General features: G+C 46.7%; 22 protein-coding genes and 1 tRNA gene. 12 read left to right on the forward strand and 11 right to left on the reverse strand.

All coding sequences use genetic code 11. From position 1 onward, the window contains the following. Positions 1–20 precede the first annotated feature (20 nt). The 9 genes from gmd to BW941_RS11000 all read left to right on the forward strand — a co-directional run bounded on the left by gmd (position 21) and on the right by BW941_RS11000 (position 8,987). The gene (gene gmd / locus BW941_RS10960; protein WP_076516040.1) at positions 21–1,148 is read left to right on the forward strand and encodes a GDP-mannose 4,6-dehydratase; all 1,128 of its coding nucleotides are present in this window, start codon (positions 21–23) and stop codon (positions 1,146–1,148) included. A gap of 27 nt (positions 1,149–1,175) precedes the next feature. Then, positions 1,176–2,135: a GDP-L-fucose synthase gene (gene fcl, locus BW941_RS10965; RefSeq protein WP_139325824.1), complete on the forward strand. Its 960-nt coding sequence runs from the start codon at positions 1,176–1,178 to the stop codon at positions 2,133–2,135. A gap of 200 nt (positions 2,136–2,335) precedes the next feature. Further along, positions 2,336–2,953: a CatB-related O-acetyltransferase gene (locus BW941_RS10970; RefSeq protein WP_076516044.1), complete on the forward strand. Its 618-nt coding sequence runs from the start codon at positions 2,336–2,338 to the stop codon at positions 2,951–2,953. After that, positions 2,946–3,959: a glycosyltransferase family 10 domain-containing protein gene (locus BW941_RS10975; RefSeq protein ID WP_076516046.1), complete on the forward strand. Its 1,014-nt coding sequence runs from the start codon at positions 2,946–2,948 to the stop codon at positions 3,957–3,959. The genes BW941_RS10970 and BW941_RS10975 overlap by 8 nt, the downstream gene beginning before the upstream one ends. Beyond that, the gene (locus tag BW941_RS10980; RefSeq protein WP_076516048.1) at positions 3,959–4,816 is read left to right on the forward strand and encodes an alpha-1,2-fucosyltransferase; all 858 of its coding nucleotides are present in this window, start codon (positions 3,959–3,961) and stop codon (positions 4,814–4,816) included. Before BW941_RS10975 ends, BW941_RS10980 begins: the two co-directional genes overlap by 1 nt. Further along, positions 4,813–6,246: a lipopolysaccharide biosynthesis protein gene (locus BW941_RS10985; protein WP_076516050.1), complete on the forward strand. Its 1,434-nt coding sequence runs from the start codon at positions 4,813–4,815 to the stop codon at positions 6,244–6,246. Before BW941_RS10980 ends, BW941_RS10985 begins: the two co-directional genes overlap by 4 nt. A 26-nt stretch (positions 6,247–6,272) precedes the next feature. Then, complete coding sequence (locus BW941_RS10990; protein ID WP_076516052.1) at positions 6,273–7,358, forward strand: EpsG family protein; 1,086 nt, start codon at positions 6,273–6,275, stop codon at positions 7,356–7,358. Next, the gene (locus BW941_RS10995; RefSeq protein ID WP_076516054.1) at positions 7,355–8,194 is read left to right on the forward strand and encodes a glycosyltransferase family 2 protein; all 840 of its coding nucleotides are present in this window, start codon (positions 7,355–7,357) and stop codon (positions 8,192–8,194) included. Before BW941_RS10990 ends, BW941_RS10995 begins: the two co-directional genes overlap by 4 nt. Before the next feature lie 7 nt (positions 8,195–8,201). Then, positions 8,202–8,987 carry a glycosyltransferase family A protein gene (locus BW941_RS11000; protein WP_076516056.1) on the forward strand — a complete coding sequence of 262 codons (786 nt, stop codon included), beginning with the start codon at positions 8,202–8,204 and terminating at the stop codon, positions 8,985–8,987. Here the strand turns inward: BW941_RS11000 and BW941_RS11005 are convergent. The 8 genes from BW941_RS11005 to purM form a co-directional block, all read right to left on the reverse strand. Continuing rightward, positions 8,979–9,737: a glycosyltransferase family 2 protein gene (locus tag BW941_RS11005; protein WP_076516058.1), complete on the reverse strand. Its 759-nt coding sequence runs from the start codon at positions 9,735–9,737 to the stop codon at positions 8,979–8,981. The two genes, BW941_RS11000 and BW941_RS11005, sit on opposite strands and share 9 nt — an antisense overlap. Continuing rightward, positions 9,734–10,612 (reverse strand): sugar transferase, encoded by an 879-nt coding sequence (locus BW941_RS11010; protein ID WP_217693592.1) that lies wholly within the window; start codon positions 10,610–10,612, stop codon positions 9,734–9,736. The genes BW941_RS11005 and BW941_RS11010 overlap by 4 nt, the downstream gene beginning before the upstream one ends. A 431-nt stretch (positions 10,613–11,043) precedes the next feature. Continuing rightward, positions 11,044–11,119 (reverse strand) — tRNA-Asn (locus BW941_RS11015). Between the two features lie 85 nt (positions 11,120–11,204). Beyond that, positions 11,205–12,254: a UDP-glucose 4-epimerase GalE gene (galE, locus tag BW941_RS11020; RefSeq protein ID WP_076516060.1), complete on the reverse strand. Its 1,050-nt coding sequence runs from the start codon at positions 12,252–12,254 to the stop codon at positions 11,205–11,207. Between the two features lies 1 nt (position 12,255). After that, a complete protein-coding gene (gene dcd / locus BW941_RS11025; protein WP_076516062.1) occupies positions 12,256–12,837 on the reverse strand; it encodes a dCTP deaminase in 582 nt (193 codons plus the stop codon). A gap of 12 nt (positions 12,838–12,849) precedes the next feature. Beyond that, complete coding sequence (locus tag BW941_RS11030; protein WP_076516064.1) at positions 12,850–13,629, reverse strand: DUF3108 domain-containing protein; 780 nt, start codon at positions 13,627–13,629, stop codon at positions 12,850–12,852. Positions 13,630–13,671: 42 nt separating this feature from the next. Then, positions 13,672–14,355: a phosphoribosylglycinamide formyltransferase gene (gene purN, locus BW941_RS11035; protein WP_076516066.1), complete on the reverse strand. Its 684-nt coding sequence runs from the start codon at positions 14,353–14,355 to the stop codon at positions 13,672–13,674. Continuing rightward, complete coding sequence (purM, locus tag BW941_RS11040; protein ID WP_068434540.1) at positions 14,352–15,401, reverse strand: phosphoribosylformylglycinamidine cyclo-ligase; 1,050 nt, start codon at positions 15,399–15,401, stop codon at positions 14,352–14,354. Before purM ends, purN begins: the two co-directional genes overlap by 4 nt. A gap of 151 nt (positions 15,402–15,552) precedes the next feature. Between purM and BW941_RS11045 the strand changes: the two genes are divergently transcribed. Both BW941_RS11045 and hda read left to right on the forward strand, forming a co-directional pair. Continuing rightward, positions 15,553–16,560: a DUF2066 domain-containing protein gene (locus BW941_RS11045; RefSeq protein ID WP_076516068.1), complete on the forward strand. Its 1,008-nt coding sequence runs from the start codon at positions 15,553–15,555 to the stop codon at positions 16,558–16,560. Continuing rightward, entirely contained in the window at positions 16,544–17,266 is a 723-nt protein-coding gene (gene hda / locus BW941_RS11050; protein WP_076516070.1) for a DnaA regulatory inactivator Hda, read from the forward strand. The genes BW941_RS11045 and hda overlap by 17 nt, the downstream gene beginning before the upstream one ends. 83 nt (positions 17,267–17,349) lie before the next feature. On the opposite strand, the gene BW941_RS11055 is transcribed toward hda, so the two are convergent. Beyond that, complete coding sequence (locus BW941_RS11055; RefSeq protein WP_245820090.1) at positions 17,350–19,470, reverse strand: carboxy terminal-processing peptidase; 2,121 nt, start codon at positions 19,468–19,470, stop codon at positions 17,350–17,352. Between the two features lie 213 nt (positions 19,471–19,683). On the opposite strand from BW941_RS11055, the gene BW941_RS11060 reads away from it, so the two are divergent. Beyond that, positions 19,684–20,130, forward strand: a complete 447-nt coding sequence (locus tag BW941_RS11060; protein ID WP_076516072.1) for an acyl-CoA thioesterase — start codon at positions 19,684–19,686, stop codon at positions 20,128–20,130. Positions 20,131–20,132: 2 nt separating this feature from the next. Here BW941_RS11060 and BW941_RS11065 read toward each other — a convergent pair whose 3' ends face one another. Together BW941_RS11065 and BW941_RS11070 are read right to left on the reverse strand one after the other, a co-directional pair. Further along, positions 20,133–21,029, reverse strand: a complete 897-nt coding sequence (locus tag BW941_RS11065; RefSeq protein WP_068434552.1) for a LysR family transcriptional regulator — start codon at positions 21,027–21,029, stop codon at positions 20,133–20,135. A gap of 144 nt (positions 21,030–21,173) precedes the next feature. Continuing rightward, entirely contained in the window at positions 21,174–22,028 is an 855-nt protein-coding gene (locus tag BW941_RS11070; RefSeq protein ID WP_076516074.1) for a DMT family transporter, read from the reverse strand. Positions 22,029–22,269: the final 241 nt, after the last annotated feature.

Genomic DNA, 22,269 nt, shown 5'->3' on the forward strand with positions numbered 1-22,269 from the left:
ATTTAGTTGTGGAAAGAAAAATGACGGATAAAAAAGTTGCACTCATCACCGGCGTTACCGGCCAAGACGGCTCTTACTTAGCAGAATTTCTTCTGGAAAAGGGATATGAGGTCCACGGTATCAAACGTCGTGCCTCACTGTTTAACACAGAGCGTGTTGATCACATCTATCAGGACCCGCACGAAGAAAACGTTAACTTTCACCTGCACTATGGTGACCTGACGGATACGTCTAACTTAACTCGTATTCTTCGTGAAGTTCAGCCAGATGAAGTATACAACCTGGGCGCACAGTCCCACGTTGCTGTTTCCTTTGAGTCGCCGGAATACACGGCTGACGTCGATGCTATGGGGACGCTGCGTCTGCTTGAAGCGATTCGTTTCTTAGGGCTTGAGAAGAAAACACGCTTCTATCAGGCATCCACTTCTGAGCTGTATGGTCTGGTGCAGGAAATCCCTCAGAAAGAGACCACGCCTTTTTACCCGCGTTCTCCATACGCCGTTGCAAAAATGTACGCGTACTGGATTACCGTAAACTACCGCGAGTCATACGGTATGTACGCCTGTAACGGTATTCTGTTTAACCACGAATCTCCACGTCGTGGCGAAACCTTCGTTACCCGTAAGATTACCCGCGCGCTGGCTAACATCTCTCAAGGTCTCGAGAAGTGTCTGTATCTTGGCAACATGGATGCGCTCCGTGACTGGGGCCATGCTAAAGACTACGTACGTATGCAATGGATGATGCTGCAGCAGGACACCGCAGAGGATTTTGTAATCGCTACGGGTAAGCAGATTTCTGTTCGTGAATTTGTTCGCCTGTCCGCTAAAGAGCTGGGTATTACACTGCGCTTCGAAGGCGAAGGTGTTGAAGAAATTGCCATTGTTGAAGCGATTGAAGGCGACAATGCTAAAGCTCTGAACGTCGGTGACACCATCGTTCGCGTTGACCCTAAATACTTCCGCCCAGCAGAAGTAGAAACCCTGCTTGGTGATCCTACCAATGCTAAGAACAAGTTGGGGTGGACGCCAGAAATCACCGTTGAAGAAATGTGCGCTGAGATGGTTCAGTCGGACCTGCAGAAAGCAAAGCAGCATGCACTCCTGAAAGAGCATGGTTTTGATGTCGCTGTTGCGATTGAAAGCTAAGCCTCAGGCAAGGAGATAGATAGAGCTATGAAGCGCATATTCGTTGCTGGCCACAAGGGAATGGTGGGATCAGCCATCGTTCGTCAGTTGTCAGAGCAAACAGACGTTGAGCTGATTGTGCGAGACCGCATTCAGCTCAATCTTCTGAATCAGGCAGAGGTCCAGGCATTCTTTGAAAAAGAGAATATTGACCAAGTATATTTGGCTGCGGCTAAGGTAGGGGGCATTATTGCCAATAATACCTATCCAGCGGAGTTCATATACGAAAACCTCATGATCGAATGCAATATCATTCAATCAGCGCACCTGGCGGGAGTGAATGATCTGTTGTTCCTGGGGTCATCCTGTATCTATCCTAAGTTGGCCGAGCAGCCAATGTCCGAGAGCGCGTTGCTTACTGGCACTCTGGAGCCGACCAACGAACCGTACGCAATCGCCAAGATTGCTGGTATTAAACTCTGCGAAAGCTACAACCGTCAGTATGGTCGTAACTACCGTAGCGTGATGCCAACGAACCTGTACGGTGAAAACGATAACTTCCACCCGGATAACTCCCACGTTATTCCTGCGTTAATGCGTCGCTTTCATGAAGCCAAGCTCAATGATGTGCCCGAAGTCGTGGTGTGGGGCACTGGCAAACCAATGCGAGAGTTTTTGCACGTGGACGATATGGCTGCGGCCAGTATCTTTGTGGCGAACGTGAGTGATGAAATCTATCAGTCATGCACTGAGCCTATGCTGTCGCATATTAATGTGGGTACGGGTGTGGACTGCACTATCTCTGAGATGGCACACACCATGGCCGAGGTGGTTGGGTATAAAGGTAAAATTACCTTTGATACGACCAAGCCCGATGGTGCACCGCGCAAACTGATGAATGTGGATACGCTTAAGAAACTGGGTTGGACGTACAATATCGAGCTGAAAGAAGGTTTAGCCAGTACGTATGAGTGGTTTTTAGAGCATCAGGATGATTTTCGCGAATAGTTCAACGCAAGCCCTGTCATGTTTTTGAATATTCTATTTTGAACAATTTTTGTAGGGTTGCGGGCATCGGAGCAGCTTGGAAATCTTCGGTGTATTGCGTGGCTTTAACCAAACGCTAGTTTCGAATACTAAAGCCTGATAAAGGGTGGCATAACCAAAGCTCAGCGTACCTTTTATCAATGATTGCACAAGGCTAAGATATGGATACTGTAGACAGGATATTTTTAGGCTTACGAAAGATAGTTGCGAATACTGTGAACAGTGTTGTAAATATATTTCGTAAGGACGTGCTAGTAGAATCCTCTGCAGTACATCGTAGCGTTGTTATTGGTACGGGATCACAAGTTAAGGTTGGTACCGCAATTGACCCGGCGAGTACTATAGGTTCATACGTATACATCGGGAAATATTGTAACGTGACCAGAGCTAACATCGGTTCCTATGTCTCAATTGCTAATGGTGTATCAATTGGTCAGGGTGAGCATGATATTACAAGAATAAGCACAAATTCGTTATTCTATGAGAGTGCTTATGATGAGCTGACAAAGGAAGACCTCATCATCGAGGAGGATGTATGGATTGGGGCTGATTCTATTGTATTGAGAGGTGTTGTTATTGGGCGAGGAGCTGTAATCGGTGCTAATAGTGTTGTTACTAAAAGTGTTCCTCGTTATGCCGTCGTTGTAGGGGCTCCTGCTAGGGTAATTAAATACCGGTTCTCAAATGATCGTATCGCTAGTATTGAAAAATCTGAATGGTGGACCTATAGCCCAACGGACGCTAGATTAATATTTAAAAGAATTACTGAAAATGTATAAAAAGGCTAGTTTGGTAGTTGATTACCATCTGAATAATAAAATATTTGACATTAATGACTGTGCGGTCAATAGGGATGACTATGGCTATTCCATATGGCTCTTAAAAGAGAGATTAAAAGCGAAAGGATATGAGCTTTCAACTTGTGATATTAATCGGCCTTCAGATTCTGAACTGGTAATATACTTTGACTACCCGGCAACGGGAATTGAAAATCCTTCAGCTATAAACATATTATGTCTTTTTGAAAATGAAATAATAAAACCAGAAAATACGCCGTCACCCGTTTTTGATCAGTTTGATTATGTGTTTTCTTGGAACGACGACTATCTAGAGAAGCGTAATTTCAGGAAGTTTAATTATACTCACAAACTGAATCGCCCATACAACTTCAGAAATTACCCCGGCTTCACTGATAGAAAGCTATGTACTTTGATTTCAGCAAATAAGATGACTGAACATCCTCGGGAACTTTATTCTGAGAGACTGAAGGCTATAGCTTGGTTTGAGAACAATGCAGCGGAAGATTTCGATTTGTATGGAGTTGGTTGGGATCAATTTCCTAACGACGGTAGATTGAGAAGTAGAGTATTGAATAAACTAGCTCCATTTACTAATTTTATGAAGAAGTCATATCCCTCTTATAAGGGTATGGTTGAATCAAAAAATCAAACTTTAAGAAATTATCGGTACAGTATTTGTTTCGAGAATGCCTCGGGATATCCGGGTTATATATCAGAGAAGTTATTTGATTCTCTAATGGCTGGTTGTGTTCCCATTTATTATGGTGCGCCGAATGTGGCTGATTACATTCCGGAGGGTTGTTACATAGATTTTAGAGATTTCACTTCATATCATGATTTATATGATTATCTTATCGTGGCTTCATCAGATGAATTCTACAGTCGTCAGCGTGAAATCGAGAGCTTCTTGAATTCGGAAAGGTCTAGTCCGTTTGAGGCTCAGCGGCTACCTGAGCTGATACTCAAATGCTTGGAGGAGCACTAGTGATTACTATTAAACTCAATGGAGGGTTGGGAAATCAACTATTTCAGTATTCAGTAGGAAGAGCTCTTTCCCTTAAATACGACGTTCCATTAAGAATTGACGCTTCATTGTACCAATTCTATGACGTTCATCCTTTTAGACTTAGTAGTTATTCAATTGGTGGCAGCTTATATAGTAGACCAGGAAAACTATATAAGATTATTAATAGTATTAAGGTACAATCTAATCTTAAGAAACTTAACCTGAGGAAGAATGTTTATATTGAAGAATCAATTGAATATGACCCTGGTGTTATATCAATGGGCGCGGATGCGGTTCTGTATGGGTACTTTCAATCAGAGAAATACTTCTCATCAATAAGGGATGTTTTACTCAAAGACCTTCAGATCGGTCAGCTTCAGAAAGAATGTTGTGGGCATATTGTTAACGAAATAGTTGGTCAGGAATCTGCATCATTGCATGTTCGCAGAGGTGACTATGTTACAAATGGTGAAGCTAATAAGGTACATGGCCTATGTGGTTTGAATTATATATATGAATCAGTATCTATAATTCGAAATCGAGTTGGTAACTCCCATTTAAGAATATTTGTTTTTTCTGATGATATTGAATGGTGTCGGAATAATATTGAATTGGATAATGTATTTTTTGTGGAGGGGAATGATACATCACCTGAAGTAGACCTGTACCTAATGAGCCTTTGTAGTCACAATATAATCGCAAATAGTACGTTCAGTTGGTGGGGGGCATGGTTAAATCAGAACTCCAAAAAAATAGTCATATGCCCAAGGCAATGGTTCAGAAGTAACTCCCTTAGTGATAGAGATATAGTTCCCGACAGCTGGCTTAGGTTATGAGCTTAAATTTTAATAGAATAGATCGTGACCTGCTAATAGTTGCAACAGGAAAAATAATACAGATAATGGTCGCGTTTGTCGCTCTCAGGCTTCTGACGTATCAGTTGGATGTTTCAGAAGTAGGGCGGTATTACATACTACTATCGCTGCTCACATTCGTTAATTTTCTATTTTTAAATGGGGTAGGTCAGTACTATAATCGTTTCTTATATAATTACAAAGATGCTGGTAGTTTGGCCTCTGCCACAAAAGCACTTTTCTTAGCTCGCACTATCTTGATTTTAGTTGCGACGACTGTCATGCTTCCGTTTTTCTTTCTTTCAGAAATATCCAAGAATTTTAGTTTTTATTACTTTTTTCCTGTTATCTTACTTTCACTTTTTGCGGGCACTGCATTAGCTTTTATCAATGCGGTGAATATATTGAAGTTTCGGGTTGCTTTTGTTGGTTACACTGTTGTTTATTCTGTTGCTGGCGTAGCGCTGGCTTTTACTTTTACAGAAGCTACTGAGCTTGGTGCTATAGGTTGGTTAATTGGAATATCTATTGGCCAGCTGTCTGTCCTGTATTTTTCTTATAATAAGTTAATTATAATGACGGAATCAGGTGTTAGTCTCAAAGGTTTCTTGATGGGCGTAGACTTTAAAGGTCTTATTGCCTTTGTTATTCCTATATCTCTGGTTCTGCTACTTCAATGGGTGAATAATAGCTCTTTTCGGTTGCTTATTGCGGAGTCATATAGTCTTGAAGTTGTTGCTGGTGTGTCTGTCGCCTTCGCTGTCTCTGCTTCCATTTTTAATGCCTTCGAAGGTTTTCTCACTCAGTACTATTTACCTGGTTACTATAGTAGTATTTCAGCAGCGGATCGTGAAGTGCGTTTACTGCATACGAATTCTATAATTTCAAAACTTTTAGGATACTACTTTTTATTATTTGGCTTTATAGTGTTTTTTAGCGACTACATACTTATATTGCTAGTAGACAGTAAATTCCATCATCTTGGCTTATATCTAAAGATTGCTGCCGGGTTTGAATTATTTAGGGCCTCGTCGAATGTCATTTATTTAGTATCGCAATCCGAGGTTAATACAAAGGGTGCAATATTTCCTTATGCTGCCGGTGCTGCTGCTTTAGTTTTCTCACTAAGTATCTTTAATTTTCAATCAGAAATGTTTTTTGTTCCGCTAATAGTGTTCTTATCATCATTGTTGGTTTTTATATTGTTATTTTTAAGTATGAGAAAGTTGCTACCGATAGTGTTTCCTTGGAAATCGTTGATGCGATCGCTAATATTGGTGATGCCACTGAGTGTTACGCTCTTACTGGAAATTCGCTATGAGTTGTTATGGGTGATATTTCTTTCTTTAGCTGGTTCGGTTTATTTTCTGTTTTCTCTTTTAATATTATATCGAGAGGATTCTAGCGGATGATCAGACGATTTTTACTGGATTAGTACATGGAATATTTTTCGATTCTTTTCTTTGTCATATTATTTTCAGTACTCTCGATATTCAAGAGACGTAATGCAATCTATTTTTTTCCTATTGTTTTATGCTTGGTTGTTTTTTCTGGTACTAGGTACCAGACAGGTAATGACTGGATGGGCTATCAGCAGGTTTTTGATGCGCAAATATCGTCTAGAGCGGGCATATTTGATACGTCTGGGCGAATGGAAATAGGGTATTTAGTAGTAAACAATATAGTTGTTTCTGTTGGAGGAGAATTGTGGTGGATATTTTTTATATTCGCTTTAATGAATGTGTTTCTTTTCTATAAAGGATTTTTGATTTATACGCCGTTTGTATCAGTTGCTTTGCTATTGTACTTGAGATTTAGTTACTTACAGCTTGATTTTATGTTCCTACGGCAGGGATTAGCGATAGCGATATTCTTCTATGCGTTAAAGTATATAGTGGAGAAGAGAGCGAAACTTTACTTTATATTGATATTATTAGCTTGTTTTTTTCATATCAGTGCAGTCGTTCTTTTTCCTTTGTATTTTCTTCTTAATCGTCATTTTAGTTTGAAGTTTTTGTGGACTTTGGCTTTGACTTCGTTGATTCTAGGAATGTCTCCATGGATGGAGTATCTATTCTCTATTATTGAGGCACCGCTTAAGGTAATAGGTTTGGCCTCCCCAATCAAATCTTATCTATTTGGAGATACCTGGGCTGACCAGGGCCGTGGGTTTAGTATATCTATTGTTGAAAAGGTTTTTGTACTTGTATTTTTCTCTTGTTATATAAATTACTTCAATAGAAGATTTAATTACTTTTCAATATTCTTCAATCTAGGGTTTCTTGCCCTGCTTACTAGTTTGATTTTTATGAACTATTATGTTTTCTCTGAACGTCTTGTTATTATTTTTAATGTGGCATATATCATTTTGATATCCTACACTATGTCAATACTTTCACCTTATACTAGGGTTTTCGCACTGATGGCGATCGCATCTTATGTGTCCTTCTGGTGGATTAGATACATCTTAACAAGTGATGTTTACTTACCCTATAATAGTATTATTTATACCGGTGGTTTATGAGTGTGTCTGTTATACTCCCTGTCTATAATGGTGGGAAGTATCTATGTCAAGCCGTTGAAAGTATATTAAGTCAAACTTACAGAGATATTGAATTAATCTGTATAGATGATGGTTCTACTGACGGCTCTCTTGCCGTTCTCGAGTCATTTAATGATATACGTATGAAGGTTATATCTAGGGAAAATAGAGGTTTGATCGCTACATTGAACGAAGGAATACAGCTTGCCAAATATCGGTATATCGCGAGAATGGATGCTGATGATGTATCACTGCCAGATCGACTGGAGAAGCAAATTAAGCATATGAAGCGTCGCAGGCTTGCTGTTGTTGGAAGTAGCTATGAGTATATAGACTCAGATAGTGTAGTCTTGGGACGTAGAGTTGTACCTGGGAGCAGAGTGTTCACGAAGTACCTCTTAGATTTCGGTGCGTCCCTTTGTCACCCGTCTGTAGTTTTTGATCGAGAACTGCTCGGTGAAGATCTGTATTATTCTAAGGACGCTATCGCCTGTGAGGATTATGAGCTTTGGCTCAGGCTATCTAATTTAGGGAAGCCTATGGGTAACGTTAAAGAGGTTTTACTAAGGTATCGTGTATTAGATAGTAGTATCTCAAGAATGTTGTCCGAAAAGCAAAAGAATGGGAAGGTAACTTTATTGTTAGGTGAGTCGTCATATATAAAAAGCTTTTCTGACGCCGAGTATATGCTTGGAGAAAGTGGCTCGGGTGCTAGTATCGGTTTGCTTAGAAAATTATCATTGTCCATATCTGCATTCCGATGTCACGGGCCACTCAGAGCTTTATTTGTATTGACGTATCTAGTAATTCGGAGGTAAACATTCTTTGGCTTCTATAGACTTTTTATTTTCTACTTTTGAAGAGAGAATTGATGGATTATTGAAGAACCTTCCGGGATTCTGTTCAAATCGAAATATTATAATCGTCCATCAAACTCAGGATCCCAATAGTTTTCGGTACGTTAAAGAATATTTGTCTGATAGAGATGATGTTCAATATATTCAACAGAATGAATATGGAGTTACAAAAAGTAGAAATCTAGCAATTAAATATTCATCTTCGGACTATGTTTTATTTTGTGACGATGACGTCGTATACGAAGATAATGTCACTAGTATTCTTCTTCGCAGTATGGTCGGGTGTGACGCCTGTACTTTCAGAATATCGTCAACCGCTGAGGGCTATACTAAAGACTTTAAAAATTATGAATTTACTCATAGTAGGTTTTCTATTTTATCGGTTGGTACTATTGAAATTGCATGTGATAGAGCATTCTTGATTAAATATGAAATTTTGTTTCCAGAGGAGTTGGGAGCAGGAGCTAAGTACCCAAGTTGTGATGAACCTGTTTTCCTTTCTAAAATTCTCGCTAATGGAGGAGTCTTAAAATACAAACCTGTGACAATATGTTCGCATCCTCCCATTAGCAGCGGGATCAAGATTGACACATTTGAATCATTGTTATCCAGAGCTATTGCTTTTAAATATATTTTTGGTAGCAGAGTTTATATTGCGGTATTTGTTTTATTCTGGATTAAAAATATTCGACGCATAGACGCGAAATTGGCATTATATGTCCTTCTAAAAATTTTTAGAGGTAAACTACTTTAATTTTTTTATTAATCCATGAACAGAATACTTTAACATTCGGCTTAAACTTTGTTTTTTCGAAAGGCCTACGGTTTTTGTATATAAGTCCCACTGTGCTCTCGCTGCTGAAAGCTTGTTTTTTGTCATCCCTGTATCTGTTCGGTAGTAGGCTAGGCTTTCAGTGATGCAGTACGCACGATCTATGTGTGTCAGTAGAGTTAACCACAATGCCATATCTTGACGCATCCTAATCGTCGGCATGTAATGTTTGCCAAGTATATATTGGTCATATACCGCCGTGAGGCACCCTATGCAGTTTGAGTCCAATAATTTGTCATAAGTAACGATAGGAGGAGCTTTTACTACTGAACCGTATTTCTCTGATGTAAACTTTTGGTAGTAAGTATATGTAAAGGCGTAGTTGTACTGCTGCATAATACTTATTTGTTTTGATAGCTTTTCCTTCCCCCAAAGATCATCCGAGTCAAGAAATGCTATATAGCGCCCGGTGGCACGAGCAATGCTGTTGTTTCTTGATACCCCTGCTCCGTAATTTTTTTTCGATACGGCAAGTTTAATTCGCGGATCTTCGAAGTTGGCTATTAGCTGCGTGGTATTATCGCTGGAAGCATCGTCGGTAATTAACAGTTCCCAGTTTTGATAAGTTTGGTTGATTACGGATCTTACAGATTCTTCAATTGTGCTGGATGCGTTGTAGGTTGGCATTATGATAGATACAAGCTCTTCACCCTTTGTTACCGTGAGGCTCATCTGGCACCAAACCCGGTCAACATCGTCTTTATCGTCTTGAAGACGATGTCTAGGTCCAGCCAAATGCTTAGGTTTTTTACATAGTAAAAATCGTGAGCAAGTTTTTCCCGTGTCTCGTCTTCATCGGCAGCGTAGCCATGTGTGACTTGTGCCCATCCTGTGATCCCGGGGCGGACGATGTGTCGGAAGCTGTAGAGTGGAATAACTTTTTCAAATTCCTTAACGAAAGCAGCCTGCTCCGGGCGCGGGCCAATCAGGGCCATATCGCCTTTGAGAATATTCAGGAACTGCGGCAGCTCATCAATCCGCATTTTTCGTATAAATTTACCTATACGTGTAATTCGTGGGTCATCCTCGCCCGCGAACTGAGCACCGTTCGCTTCAGAATCAGTACGCATACTACGGATTTTATACATGCTGAACTCACGACCACCTTTGCCTACTCTACGCTGTACAAAGAAGGCTGGCCCCTTTGATTCTAACTTTACCGCTATGGCTACTATGATGATGAAAGGCACGGTAACAGGTGAAGTGGCTAGTATGAGAGACGACTCAAGCAAACGCTTCGCAGTCAGGTAAGCTTGCGAGGGCAGGAGCTCATGTCCTGCAAGCTCGCCGTAGTGGTCGAGAGGGCTTTTTCCTGAAATTGATTCGTAGGCAGCTACTGAATCCATTACGGGAGTGTCTTTTGAGAGCTCTTCTGCAATGAATTGCTGCCATTCTGCAGGCAGCTGCTCATTGCTATCCACAATGATGCCGATCGTGTCAGGGGCGGTAAACGATGGCTTTTCAAGTGCATAGAACTTGGATGGATTCAGCCTGATTAATTCCTGGTAGAACCCAAATGGAATAACTGCATAGCGTCCAGTTTGCAAGTGCTGTCTGAGCTTGAATTCGGAATATGTAACGATTGGAACTACACACAAGGACAGAAGTAAAACTGAGCGTGAATAATCGATGCGCGTGAATATGATAACTGCAGTAATAGATAGCAGAGAAACCGTAAGCACCGGGATCATATAAGACAGCGGTCTATTCCCGGGGAATCTGCCCAGGTTATGGAGAGTAACGCTCGAAATAAGATAGCCTATCAGTGATCCAAACAGCACGTTCAGAAACTGAGGTGCTTTTAGATTTAATCCGGTAAAGAGGGCTGAACCCGATGTGATAAGCGAAGCACAAATAAATAGCCCGAGAAGGACGGTAGTGCTGTGTATCAGGAAAGATTTTCGAGAGAGTGACGCTGGCTGCAGGGAGCTGTCAATCGCGTGTCCTTGTACCATGCCGCCGACCTTGGAAAAAGAAGTGGCTCCCCGAGCTGGACTTGAACCAGCGACCAATAGATTAACAGTCTACTGCTCTACCGACTGAGCTATCGGGGAACATCAAGCAAGTGGTGCGCATTATGTCAGGATCTTTTTTTCTGTCAATACAATAATGCGCAAAATTATGATTTTTATAGAGTTTTTACGACTCAGAGTATCCGTTAGGGTTGGAGCTCTGCCAGTGCCAGGTGTCTTTTACCATTGCGGCGATGTCGAGCTCAGTTTCCCATTGAAGTATCTGCTTCGCCTTGGTCGCGTTTGCATAGCATGCTGCGACGTCTCCTGGGCGACGTGGGGCTATTTCGTACGGTACGGGCGTGTCGTTGACTTCAGAGAATGTGTTCACAAGTTGCAGCACGCTGGTGCCATTGCCTGTGCCCAGATTAATCGCTTCTACGCCAGTTACAGCTTTACTACTGAGTAAGTTGTCAACGGCTTTCAAGTGACCCTTTGCAAGATCCACGACGTGAATGTAATCACGTACTCCTGTGCCGTCTATGGTGTCGTAGTCGTCGCCAAACACCGAGAGCTTTTCTCTTCTGCCGACCGCGACCTGCGAAATGTAAGGCATCAGATTGTTGGGAATGTCTTTCGGGTCTTCGCCAATTAACCCCGATTTATGTGCTCCGACAGGGTTGAAGTACCTGAGCAGAATAACGGCCCATGGTTGTTCAGTTTCTGTGAGGCGGTCGGCTTCAGGCAGATCGCGGAGCATCTCTTCAATAATGAGCTTAGAGCGTCCATAAGGGTTGGTCGCCGACAAGGGCATGTCTTCCGTTAATGGAAGCTTTTCTGGATCGCCATACACGGTTGCAGAGGAGCTGAAGACCAGGTTTTTTACACCGGCTTTCTCCATTTCCTGGCATAGAGTGATAGTGCTACCGAGGTTGTTGTCATAGTATGCCAATGGCATCTGGCAGCTTTCCCCAACGGCCTTCAGGCCAGCGAAGTGAATGACTGCCGCAATGCTGTGTTGGCTGAAGATACTTGCTAACAACGCTGGATCACGGACATCACCTTCAATGAAAACAGGCGCTGTTCCGGTGATTTTTTCTACACGATTGAGGGCTTCAGGTGAACTATTACTCAGGTTGTCGATCACGACCACATTGTAGCCGGCTTCGATCAGTTCAACGCAGGTGTGGCTTCCAATATAGCCAGCGCCACCGGTGACCAGAATTGTTTTACTCATATCAATCCTTCGCTATTCGTGAAAATACCGCACCTTTCTGGCCGCGATATTTTGCATTCTCTCGTTTGTTATAAGGACGCTCAGCCGGGCTGCTCAAGGTCTCGAATGACATAGCACAGATAACCATTTCGGGCCTGAGCGCGAGTGGAAGCTTGCCATTGTTATAAAATTCGAGAACGATCTGTCCCTCCCAGCCTGGATCAATCCGGCCAGCGGTTACGTGGACCATCAGGCCGAGGCGTGCGAGTGAAGAGCGGCCATCGAGCCAGCCAACGAGGTTGTCCGGAATACTGACAGACTCCATAGTGGCGCCCAGAATCAGCTCGCCGGGGTGGATATAGAGGGCTTCATCCTTCGGGATCTCGATCTCTTTGCTCATGATACGATCTATATCGCGGTTGAGCTGATCGCGGTCTCCCGACAGGTCCAGGTGGGTGACCGAGTTGTTATTAAACACTCGAAAACGGTGATCCAGGCGCAGGTCGACACTGATTCCAGCAATTGCATCATGCCCGGGTGGTGGGTCGATGATGATATCGCCAGAGGCAATTTTCTGTTCGATGTCTACATCGCTGAGTCTCATTGTTTGGCCTCGTTATTGCGCACTGTTGTCTGAAAGTTCAGCCTTGTGCTGCGGGTAATGTACTTTAGTCGCTTGAATCTGGTAGCGGAGCTTACCGTCTTTTTTATCACGCAAGCGGATCAGTGGGTAGCCAGGGGCATCGGCTAGCCAGGCATACACTTCTCGCTTCTTGCTGTCGCGTACCTGCTCGATCTTAATCGCGTCGAATGTTCCCGCTTTGATTCTAATTTCTTCTTTTCCAACTACGCGGAAGCGGAAGGGTTTCGTTTTTGATTTTTCAAAAACGGGTAAGGTGAACTCTGTATTACCTTTCGCTACCTCTATGCTAGCTTGCAGCATGTAAGTCAGGTTGTCCTGAATACCTTCCTGCCAGTGATCATCACGCTTCCGGTCTTTCTCGAGGTCTTCAATGCTTTCGGCATCTGCAACAAAGTGCAGGGTGCGGTCGGGTTCGTCGATCATCCCCGAGGCACGATAGCTGTAGTTGACCGGTACAATCTGATTGTCTTTATAGATGAAATCACTGGTCTCCCGCAGTGATGCAATGCTTGCCTCTGCATCAAAGTCTACCCGCCAAAGGTTCTCTGAGCGTTGTTCCAGTGTACGTGTTGCGTCGATATCGAAGCTGAACCACCCAATACGGTACTCACTTGTGTACTCAACAGAATAAGGCGTTAGTGTTTGGGGAGTCTGAGCTTTAGATTCATCTGATATTGCAGAATTAGGTGTGATGGTGGCACATACGGCGACCAGTACGCTGGTCAGCTGCTTGCGGAGTAGGCCTTGAATCATGGTGCCGTCCTGTCGTTGAAAGGTCTCTTATGAGACCTCGGATTATCCTTCCAGTTTCACACCTGTGTCTGGCATTGGTTTGCCATCGAAGGTGGCGAGGCCTGACACCATCTCCAGTCGGCCTTCGACGAACCATTTTACAGCGATGGGATAAATAATATGCTCTTGAAGCTGGACGCGTTTCCGCAGAGTTTCTTCGGTATCGCCGTCCATTACCGGTACGACCGCCTGAATAACGTTGGGGCCGTCATCCAGTACTTCAGTCACAAAGTGCACCGTGACGCCATGCAGGTCATCGCCAGCTTCGAGTGCCCGGCGGTGGGTGTGCAATCCCTGATATTTAGGCAGCAGAGAAGGGTGAATATTGAGCATTCGGCCTTCATAGCGGCGCACAAGATCGGGAGTGAGGATTCTCATAAAGCCCGCGAGAACGACCAGGTCAGGTTGGTAGTCGTCGATGGTGCGCATCAGAGCGACGTCAAACTCTTCTCTGGAAGTGAAGCCACGGTGATCGATGACACTCACATCCAGGTCGCGGTCGCGGGCTTTCTGCACACCCGCGGCCTCAGGTTCGTTACAAATCACGCCAGCGATTTCTGCATCGATTGCGCCACTCAACACCTGATCGGCAATGGTCAGCATATTGCTGCCACTGCCTGAAATCAGAATAACGATGCGTGGCTTTTCTACATCTCCAGTAGGATAGCGTGACGTTACGTCGTTCATGCACGGTTTCCTGTGAACTGAACAGCGTCTTCATCGCCATTGAGTTCCTGGATTTCACCGATGATCCACGACTGTTCACCTTCGGCGTTGAGAAGAGCGATGGCTGCGTCTGCTTTCTCTTCTGGTAGCGCGATGATCATGCCGACACCACAGTTGAAGGTTCGGAACATCTCGCGGGTTTCCACGTTGCCGTTACTCTGCAACCAGGTGAAAACTTCAGGCCATTGCCAGCTATTGGTATCAATGACAGCCTTGGTGCCTTCTGGCAGGACGCGCGGAATGTTTTCCTGGAAACCACCGCCGGTGATATGAGACAGAGCGTGGACGTCTGAAGCATTGATCAACTTGAGAAGAGATTTAACGTAAATCTTTGTTGGCGCCATCAGAGCATCAGCAACAGGCTGGCCGTCGAGGTCAGCTGCCAGATCGGCATCGGATACTTCAATGATCTTACGGATCAGAGAATAACCGTTTGAGTGAGGGCCGCTGGATGCAAGGGCGATCAGCTTATCGCCTGCCTGCACCTTGGTACCGTCAATCAGATCGTCTTTTTCGGCGATACCGACGCAGAAGCCAGCAAGATCGTAGTCTTCGCCTTCATACATGCCTGGCATCTCAGCGGTCTCACCGCCTACCAGAGACGCTCCAGCCTGGGCGCAGCCCTCACCAATGCCTTCGACCACAGCAGCGGCCACGTCGACGTTCAGTTTGCCGGTTGCATAGTAGTCGAGGAAGAACAGAGGCTCCGCACCTGCGACAACGAGGTCGTTCACACACATGGCAACCAGATCGATACCGATGGTGTCATGCTTGTTAAGATCCATGGCAAGGCGCAGTTTCGTGCCCACGCCATCGGTTCCGGAGACCAGCACAGGCTGACGATAGCCCTGTGGTAGCTCGAAGAGGGCACCGAAGCCGCCAAGGCCAGCCATGACCTCCGGTCTGCGAGTGCGTTTGGCGACGCCTTTGATGCGGTCAACCAGTGCGTTACCAGCGTCGATATCGACGCCTGCGTCTTTGTAGCTCAGGGATTTTTGATCACTCATGCCGTCTGTCACAGGTAGTGGCTTATGAAAGGCGCGTATTCTAACGATTTGTCCGCCATCCTGCATCCCGCAAATAAAAACAAACTGCAGACTGTTTATCGGCGGGCTTCGTGGCACAATAGCCGCGGACACGAAAGACTGAGGAATAGTAGTGCGTCTTCTGACATTCCTAACAATATTTTGCATAAGCGTTTCAGCTTCCGCCGCGACAGTTAATAACCTCTATGATGTTGCGGTTCCTGTTGCAGATCAGACAGAAGAAAGCCGCAGTGATGCGATCGGCGGTGCTTTTCAGCGCATGTTAGTGCGCCTTTCGGGGACTGAGCAGGTGCTCGAGAACCCGGTTTTAATGGGCGAACAAGGCAATGCACAGAGTTATATGAGCAGCCTGCGTTATGAGCGCGGCAGTGAAGAGCAGCTGTTGCTCAGCGTCACATTCATGGCCGGGCCGATGCAGAAGTTACTTGAGCGGGCCGCAGCGCCTGTCTGGGGTAGCTCACGCCCACGCACCCAGATATGGCTGGCGGTGAACTCAGATGATGGGCGTACCGTCGTTGGGCCAGAAGAAAGTCAGTGGAAGTCAGCATTTGATGATGCCATGCGTAGCCGCGGCTTGCCCTGGATGTTCCCAGCCTGGGATCTCGAAGATCAGATGGCTCTGCCTGTTGCCAGTCTCTGGGGACTTTTTGAAGAAGACATCAATTCCGCAGCCGCGCGTTATTCCAGTGATGGCTATGTAGCAGGGCGTATCATGGCCCTTGGTAGTTCGTTCAGTTTCACTGGCTATATCAATCACGCAGATATTCATCATTCCCTGTCAGTACAGGCCGACACTCCTGAATTGCTGGCATCAGGCGTCGCAGGTGAGATTGCTGAAAAGCTGTCAGAGCGCTACGCGGTCATTCCTCTCACGGGAATAGATAACAGTGAATTGATTCGCGTCACTGGTGTGACGACCTTTGCTGATTACCGCGCGTTGCTCGAGTACCTGAGCGCGAATGTCGCCGTCAGGGATGTTGTAGTCGTGGCGTCTGACCGGGATGAGGTCACTCTTGCGCTTGATTTGACCTCTAGCTGGTCGCAGGTGCTTGATAGTATGGCACTCGATAAGAAGATTACGGCAAACGAGGAGGGCGTCGCCTATGTCTGGCAGCGCTGAAGTCCGTAACAACGAGCCATCTCAGCTGACCCTACAGGTCGCACTCAGAGATGACGCCCGGTTCGCGAATTTTTACCCCGGAGTGAACCAGCAGGTCCGGGATGCTCTGCAAGGGCAGTGGACGACCGCCGGTGAGCCGTTTATTTATCTGTGGGGCGCTACTGGCTCTGGAGTCAGTCACCTTCTACAGGCAGCGTGCCATTACGCAGAAGGGATCGGACATCAAAGCATGTACCTTCCTCTTACAGAGCTTAAAGACATAGGTCCGGGAATGCTCGAAGGCGTCGATCAGCTGCCTCTGGTCGCCATTGACGACCTGCAGGAAGTCATGGGGGATGCGGAGTGGGAAGAAGCGCTTTTTCACCTCTACAACCGCATACGCGACCGCCAGAGCCACTTGCTGATTGGCGCGAGTGCTCCACCGTCGCAAGCAGGCGGTAAACTACCGGATCTCGTATCCCGACTTAGCTGGGGGATCACCTACCAGGTTGAGACGCTATCGGACGAAGAGAAGGTACAGGCTCTGATTCTACGGGCTCGTCAGCGTGGTTTTGATCTTCTTGATGATGTTGCAGTGTTTATTATGAACCGCGGTCCGCGGGATATGGCAGGGCTGTGTCAGATACTTGATCAACTGGATCAGGCATCGTTGAAAGAGAAGCGAAAACTGACGATTCCTTTTGTGAAGTCTGAGCTCGGCTGGTAGCTGCTGGTAGCGGGCTGATGCTATTACCACAGATACAAAAACGGCGACCTTAGGTCGCCGTTTTTATTGGTTGCCTGAGTGACTTAACGCAGAGCAGTCATCCCAGGGGATGACATGCGCATGTAATCGAGCAGGATATTGCCAGTCTCAATCAGCATAGCGTCAGGCTCTTCGTCGTCCTTGTCGTCCGACTTAGCTTTTTCTTCACCTTCTTCAGACTTTTCGTCTTCTTCTGGATCATCGAGTGAAGCCAGCTCGGGCATGCCCTTCGCTTTGCGGCGCTTGTTCTCAAGTGCCAGGCGTCGGCGGTCGTTCTCTTCCCGTTCTGCTTTGCGCTCTTCTTCGTTAAGAGAAACCTGGGTTTTATCCCGCATTTCAGAGACTAAGGCTTTTTGCTCTCGGATGAAGATGAAGTCCGGGTTGTCGCTGATACGTTCCTCATGCAGTTCTTTTAGACGTGAGAGTTTGCTGCGCACTGGGTTGCTCTTGGTCTCGCGTGCGGGCTTGATGGTATCCCACGGTAGTGCCTTCTCAAGCGCACTCTCACCGATTTTGTCTTTATCAAAGAGCGAAGGGAACATAATGTCCGGTATCACGCCCTGGTTCTGGGTGCTGTCACCTGACACACGGTAAAATTTCGCCTGGGTGATCTTCAGCTGGCCCTCGGTCAGCGGTCGCAGTGATTGAACCGTCCCCTTACCAAAGGTCTGTCCACCGATGACCAGACCTCTGCCGTAATCCTGAATGGCGCCGGCAAAAATCTCAGAGGCGGATGCGCTTAAACGATTGACCAGTACCGTCATTGGGCCGGCATACAGAACTTCGGGGTCGCGGTCGCGCAGAACATCGACATCGCCGCGTGCCCCACGTACCTGAACCACTGGGCCAGTCGGAATAAACAGACCTGTCAGGTTAATTGCTTCTTCCAGTGAACCGCCACCATTACTGCGAAGGTCGATGATCAGACCATCGATTTTTTCGTCCAGAAGCTCATTGACCAGGCGGCGTACATCGCGGGTCGTGCTGCGGTAATCTGGCAGGTTATTCATCCGGCCTTCGAAGTCGATGTAAAAGGTCGGAATATCGATAACACCGATGCGGCGGGTTTCTTTTCCGTCCTGGATCTCGATCACTTCTTTCTGCGCAGACTGTTCTTCCAGTTTTACCTCGTCACGGACGATAGAAATCGTTTTCGGCTCTGCTGTGGCGACGGCACCGCTGAGGATCTCAAGGCGGACTGTCGAGCTTTTTGGCCCGCGGATCAGGTCCACAACTTCATCAAGGCGCCAGCCGATCACATCGACCATGTCCTCATCGCCCTGAGCAACGCCGATGATCTTGTCTTCCGGTTCAAGGTTGCCTGCTTTGGAGGCTGGGCCACCCGGTACCAGGCGAACCACTTTGGTGTGTTCGTCTTCTGTCTGCAGAACTGCGCCTATGCCTTGCAGCGACAGACTCATATTGATGTTGAAGTTCTCAGAGTTACGCGGCGAGAAATACTGAGTGTGTGGATCAAAGGTGCGGGTAACCGCGTTCATAAAGGTCTGGTACGCGTCAACCGGTCTGCTCTGATGCACTCGGTTGAGCTGATTCTGATAGCGCTTGGTGAGCAGCTCGAGGATGTCTTCATCCTCTTTGCCTGCCAGGCGCAGGTTCAGCATTGAGTTCTTCAGGCGCTTACGCCAGAGCTGGTTGAGTTCTGCCTTGGTAGATGCCCATGGAGTCTCTTCGCGATCCAGCTCCAGAACTTCTTTGCTTTTGAAGTCGTAACCTTTCGCTTTGCTCTCAAGCTCAGTCAGCATAAAAGACAAGCGTTCACTGACACGCTGTTGAAAACGATTGTAGATATAGAACGCAGGCTTCATATCACCGCGGCTGAGGGCTTCGTCGAGGTGATTACGGAATTGCTCAAACTCTTCGATATCAGACGCCAGGAAATAGCTGTGGGTGCCATCGAGGTCATCCAGCAAGGTATTCAGGACTTCCGACGAAAGATCGTTATTCAGGCGCTTACGCTCGTAATGCCCTCGCAGCAGGTTGCTCATGATCTGCTGCGTTGTGATCGCTTCTTCCCGCGTTGGCTCCAGTGGAGTAAACGGGGTGCCGGGTTTTATCTCAGGAATCGTCGCATTCGCACTGATTCCCGAGAGGGTGAGTACGACAGCGATGGCTGAGAGAAGAAGGCGTTTGCCGGTATGCATCATAGCTTTACCTGATCCTTTGTTTCCTGCGATTGTCTTTATGAGTCAGCGCCGCTACCATGCGCGCCGTTCGTCCAGTCAGGCCCGGACATGCGTTAATACTTAATAGTAGACCCTAACAGAGAGCCTGATACCAACGTAAATCCCCGTTGTTTTGTGAAGAAGCGTCGGGTTCACGCCGAATTTGTAACCCATATAAGACAACAGGAGCCATCAGTGGCACGCGTTAATCTTGAATTGCCCGACGTTTTTACCTTTTCTACACACCTGACGGTTCGCGTCTCGGACATTAACTACGGTAATCACCTTGGGAATGACCGGATGATTTCGTTACTGCACGAGGCACGTCTGCGGTATCTTCACGATCATGACTTCAGTGAGTTCAACATCGGCGGCGTTGGCCTGATGGTGACTGACATCGTTGTAAGCTTCGTATCTGAATCATTTGTGGCAGATCGTCTGACTTTCAAGGTAGGTATCACTGATTTCAACAAATACGGCTGCGATTTCGTTTACCTTGTCGTCAATGAGAGTCAGAACAAAGTCGTGGCCAAGGCAAAGACGGGCATCGTTTTCTTTGACTTCGATGAGCGCCGCATCAGCCGGGTTCCCCCGGTCTTTTATGAGCGCTGTGCTCCGGACGTCACTCCCGTCACTGAATAGTATTACCCGTTGTTAAAGTAGGCCGTAAGGAAGTCCAGGAAAGCGCGACTTTTGTTCGCCAGATAGCGATTCTGCGGGAACACTACCTTTATAGTGCGCACCGGGATTTCCATGTCGCTGAACAGGCGGACTAATTCACCATTGCGGATATGACGCTCTGCCACGTAGGTCGGTAGGGCAGTAATCCCCATGCCAGCCAGGCAAGCCTCGTAGATCAGGTCAATGTCGTTCACGGTGAGTTTGCGTTCGATATTGGCCAGGGTGAAGTTGTTTTCTTTCTCGAACTGGCGTAGCCAATTGATCCGCGCGTACTCGGCGTTTGCTACCACCAAAATACGATGACTCATCACTTCCTCTAGCGTGGTCGGCGTTCCCCACCTCTCAAGGTAAGCCGGAGAGGCGCAGATAACGATGCGTTGCTCAGCCACTGGCTTGGCGATCAGGCGAGAATCTTCCAGTGAGCCGATGCGCAGCGCAAAATCATACCCTTCTTTTACGATATCCAGTGGACGGTCCGAAATGTGAAGGTCAAAGCTCACATCCGGGTACTTATCAGAAAAATCGCTGAATATACGAGCCAGCTCCTTGCGCCCGAAGTTCGACATCGCGGTAATGCGTAGCCGGCCTTTCGGCGTATCGTCGAAGTCCGTTACCAGCTTTTCGGCTTCGGTGATGGAATCGAGAATGTTCTCGCAATGCTGGTAGAACATCTGGCCGGCCTCCGTAGGGCTGACCGAGCGGGTTGTCCGGTTCAGCAGTCGGACGCCAAGGCGTTCTTCAAGAGCGCTGATCTGCTTACTGACGGCCGAAGGGGTTACGCCAAGAGATTCTGCCGCACTGGAAAAGTTTCGGGCTCTGACCACCGAGACAAAGGTTTGTAACGGATCGACGCGCGACATGGGCTGTCCTTTCTGGTTGTCTGGCTGAACTCTTTCCCCGATGAAAAGCAGCCTGGCTTTTCCTCAAAGTAGGGAATGAGTGAAATATTCTCCTCATAGTTAAACAAAAGGAAATAATAAAAGCCAGAATCTGCCAACGGAAGGTCAGGCTTTCTTGGACGGCCTGTAGAGATTGATAAAGCCCGCGGCAATAATTAACGAGGCGCCCAGCCAGGTCGTCCACATCGGGATCTCATCCCAGATAAGCCAGCCCATCAAGGCGCCGTAAAGAACAGCGCTGTAGGCATAAACCCCCACCTTACCTGTGGGCGCCGTACGGTAGGCTCGGGTCAGGGCCAATTGGCCGAGTGTGGCCACAAGGCCGAGAAGAAGTATCCAGCCCCAGAGATCCGCTGATACAGGTTGCCAGGTCACGGCCGCCCCGGGGGCACTGACGAGGGCCGCAATGACGCCAAAGTAGAATACGATCGTCTGACTGGATTCCGTTTCAGACATGCGTCGAATCGTGACTTTGGCCAGGGCAGCGAGAAAAGCACCGAGCAGGGCGACCAGTGCAATAAAAGTAAATGTGCTGTCGTCGGGTCTGAGAATGCAGGCAACACCGGCAAAGCCGACAAATACAGCGGCTATGCTGTATTTACCTGCGCGCTCGTCAAGCCACAACAAGCCGATGAGTGGCATAAAGAAGGGGCTGGAGAGTTTCACCAGAAATGCCTCAGTCAGGGGCATGTGTCCGAGCGCCCAGAAATAACAGTACATGGCGCTGACGCCGACCAGCCCTCGCATCAGGTGCCAGTGCCAGACTGAGGTCTTCAGTAAGGTGGTGCCTTGCCGCAGAATCAAAGGCATCAGAATGATCAGGCCAGCCGCGTTGCGGAAGAACACGATCTGTTCTGTCGACAGGCTTTCTGAGAGGTATTTAATCAACGCACCCATGATGGCCAGCAGAGCCTCTCCGCCGATCAGAAATAAAGCCGCTTGTCGCAAGTTTGAGGTCATAACATCCAGAACAGTAAGCCGTGCCCTTGAGCTAAGCCCGACTGACACTATATAGAGAGTGATAGACGCTACAGCGCGCCGTCAGAGGCGTCGCATTATACGCATGAATCGAGCTGTCTGATGAATTGAATGGTCTTCGGAGTAAGCTTGCGCTGTATCAATGAATTAAAAGTGAATTTTACTAAAGTTATATATGTAGTTGTTGAAATTTATTAATTTATCACCATATAGACTGCAGACC

The sequence above is a fragment of the Thalassolituus maritimus genome, assembly GCF_900156675.1.
GTDB lineage: Bacteria > Pseudomonadota > Gammaproteobacteria > Pseudomonadales > Oceanobacteraceae > Thalassolituus > Thalassolituus maritimus.

What these genes read in the sequence shown, in the direction of transcription:
- gmd (WP_076516040.1), top strand. Translation starts at nt 21, where the DNA reads ATGACGGATAAAAAAGTTGCACTCATCACCGGCGTTACCGGCCAAGAC.
- fcl (WP_139325824.1), top strand. Translation starts at nt 1,176, where the DNA reads ATGAAGCGCATATTCGTTGCTGGCCACAAGGGAATGGTGGGATCAGCC.
- BW941_RS10970 (WP_076516044.1), top strand. Translation starts at nt 2,336, where the DNA reads ATGGATACTGTAGACAGGATATTTTTAGGCTTACGAAAGATAGTTGCG.
- BW941_RS10975 (WP_076516046.1), top strand. Translation starts at nt 2,946, where the DNA reads ATGTATAAAAAGGCTAGTTTGGTAGTTGATTACCATCTGAATAATAAA.
- BW941_RS10985 (WP_076516050.1), top strand. Translation starts at nt 4,813, where the DNA reads ATGAGCTTAAATTTTAATAGAATAGATCGTGACCTGCTAATAGTTGCA.
- BW941_RS10990 (WP_076516052.1), top strand. Translation starts at nt 6,273, where the DNA reads ATGGAATATTTTTCGATTCTTTTCTTTGTCATATTATTTTCAGTACTC.
- BW941_RS10995 (WP_076516054.1), top strand. Translation starts at nt 7,355, where the DNA reads ATGAGTGTGTCTGTTATACTCCCTGTCTATAATGGTGGGAAGTATCTA.
- BW941_RS11005 (WP_076516058.1), bottom strand. Translation starts at nt 9,737, where the DNA reads ATGAGCCTCACGGTAACAAAGGGTGAAGAGCTTGTATCTATCATAATG.
- galE (WP_076516060.1), bottom strand. Translation starts at nt 12,254, where the DNA reads ATGAGTAAAACAATTCTGGTCACCGGTGGCGCTGGCTATATTGGAAGC.
- dcd (WP_076516062.1), bottom strand. Translation starts at nt 12,837, where the DNA reads ATGAGACTCAGCGATGTAGACATCGAACAGAAAATTGCCTCTGGCGAT.
- BW941_RS11030 (WP_076516064.1), bottom strand. Translation starts at nt 13,629, where the DNA reads ATGATTCAAGGCCTACTCCGCAAGCAGCTGACCAGCGTACTGGTCGCC.
- purN (WP_076516066.1), bottom strand. Translation starts at nt 14,355, where the DNA reads ATGAACGACGTAACGTCACGCTATCCTACTGGAGATGTAGAAAAGCCA.
- purM (WP_068434540.1), bottom strand. Translation starts at nt 15,401, where the DNA reads ATGAGTGATCAAAAATCCCTGAGCTACAAAGACGCAGGCGTCGATATC.
- hda (WP_076516070.1), top strand. Translation starts at nt 16,544, where the DNA reads ATGTCTGGCAGCGCTGAAGTCCGTAACAACGAGCCATCTCAGCTGACC.
- BW941_RS11055 (WP_245820090.1), bottom strand. Translation starts at nt 19,470, where the DNA reads ATGATGCATACCGGCAAACGCCTTCTTCTCTCAGCCATCGCTGTCGTA.
- BW941_RS11065 (WP_068434552.1), bottom strand. Translation starts at nt 21,029, where the DNA reads ATGTCGCGCGTCGATCCGTTACAAACCTTTGTCTCGGTGGTCAGAGCC.
- BW941_RS11070 (WP_076516074.1), bottom strand. Translation starts at nt 22,028, where the DNA reads ATGACCTCAAACTTGCGACAAGCGGCTTTATTTCTGATCGGCGGAGAG.